The 1,134-nt window shown below is 55.9% G+C and carries 1 protein-coding gene; it reads left to right on the top strand.

The genetic code is table 11. The features are described 5' to 3' along the window. Positions 1-1,134, top strand: a 1,134-nt coding sequence (locus AACQ81_RS03985; protein WP_237388486.1) for a DUF927 domain-containing protein, incomplete at both ends; no start/stop codon positions are given.

Below are 1,134 nucleotides of genomic sequence, written 5' to 3'. Positions count from 1 at the left end.
GCCAGTAGAGCCGGAGCCAACGGAGCGAGAACCCGTGTCAGAACAGCAAAAACCCGATGACCCATTACAGCCGTGGGCTGAGCTGCGTGACGGTGGCGTCTACTGGATTACCCCCAAATTAGACCGTAGCGGCGCAATCAGTTATAGCGATGCTTGGCTATGTTCTCCGATGTCTGTCCTGGGCATCGGGTACGACGATTACGAAGAATACATAATTATGCGCTGGAAGCCTGCCAGTGGCGGGGCTACACGCACAGACGCTATCCCCATGTCGATTATAGGCGAACGTGAAGGATGGAGACGCATCAAGGCGGGAGGAATGAAAGTCACCACTAAAAACGGCCTCAGAGCGAATCTGGCGGACTGGTGGCAATGTACCCCAACCAAAGAACGCTGGCGCGTGTCCGATAAAACAGGTTGGCAGTATGGGGCGTATATTTTGCCCTCCGGCGAGGTTATCGGTACGCCAGACGTGCCTGTTATTTTTGGTGGTCGGTCAGCAGCAGCCAAAGGCTATAAGGTGACAGGAACATCTAAAAGTTGGCGTGACACCGTAGCACGTCTGGCGAACGGCAACCCGTCCATGATGACCGCTATTGCTGCGTCACTGGCAGCGCCTGTTATCGGTCTGGTTAACGCGAGTGGGTTCGGGGTGCATTTCTACGAACCGTCTACGGCAGGGAAAACGACCACACAGAGCGTTGCCAGCAGCCTGTACGGTGAGCCAGAGGCTCTTAAGCTCACGTGGTACGGTACGCAACTTGGCTTACTGAACGAGGCAGCCGCACACAATGACGGCCTCATGCCACTGGACGAGATAGGCCAGAACAGCGACCGCCGAGGCGTGGCTAACTCAGCCTACGCGCTCTTTAACGGACTGGGCAAACTCCAAGGCGCGAAGGACGGCGGCAACCGTGAAATCATCCGGTTTAAAACACTGGTTATCAGTACGGGCGAAATCGACTTAGACAGTTACGTCAGGGAAGAAGGGAAAAGACTTAAGGCAGGGCAATTGGTCAGACTGCTAAACATCCCCATGACACGCGCACGGACGTTCCACGAGCACGCAGACGGACAATCTCACGCTAAAGCCATAGAAGCGGCGTTTAACGCCCACCACGGCGCAGCAGGGCG

The sequence above is a fragment of the Xenorhabdus sp. Sc-CR9 genome (assembly GCF_963897815.1).
Taxonomy (GTDB): Bacteria; Pseudomonadota; Gammaproteobacteria; order Enterobacterales; family Enterobacteriaceae; genus Xenorhabdus.
The sequence above is the reverse complement of the archived record's forward strand: the minus strand, read 5'-3'. Positions and strand labels throughout refer to the sequence as shown.